The organism is Flavobacterium azizsancarii, assembly GCF_027980145.1.
GTDB classification, from domain to species: Bacteria; Bacteroidota; Bacteroidia; order Flavobacteriales; family Flavobacteriaceae; genus Flavobacterium; species Flavobacterium azizsancarii.
On record NZ_JAMZNK010000117.1, the window covers coordinates 1 to 558 of the forward strand.

Annotated in this window: 1 protein-coding gene; it reads left to right on the plus strand. The window is 32.6% G+C overall.

Going from position 1 to position 558, the window contains the following annotated elements; translation table 11 throughout:
• Window positions 1-558 (plus strand): ISAon1 family transposase (locus tag NJT12_RS24860; RefSeq protein ID WP_271338799.1); only part of this gene is annotated, 558 nt, incomplete at both ends.

Below are 558 nucleotides of genomic sequence, written 5' to 3' on the forward strand. Positions count from 1 at the left end.
AGATTTCATGTTCAAAAATTAGCTCTAGAAGCATTACAGGAGATTAGAATAAAATATCGTTGGGAAGCTATGGATACTGAGAATCGATTGATATTACAAGCGAAAAGAGAAAACAAAACTTATCTCCCAGATCTTTTATCTAATGGAGACTCTGTAAAACAGTTGCTCGCCAGAAGTAGATATGTTCTTTATAAATCCCGCGATAAATGGACCGAAAGACAAAACGAACGAGCCCAATTGTTATTTGGCTTATATCCAGATATTAAAAAAGCATACAGTTTAACCCAACAACTACGAGGTATTTACAACAATAATAACAATAAACACATTGCGATGACCAAACTGGCACATTGGTACAGGAATGTAGAGGAGTCAGGGTTTAAAAATTTTAATATCCTTTTAAATACCATAACGGTTAATTACCAGTCAATCTTAAACTATTTTGACAATAGAAGTACAAATGCTTCAGCAGAATCTTTTAATGCCAAAGTAAAAGCATTTAGAAGTCAATTTAGAGGAGTACGAAAAGTAGATTTTTTCTTATTCAGATTATGCAAT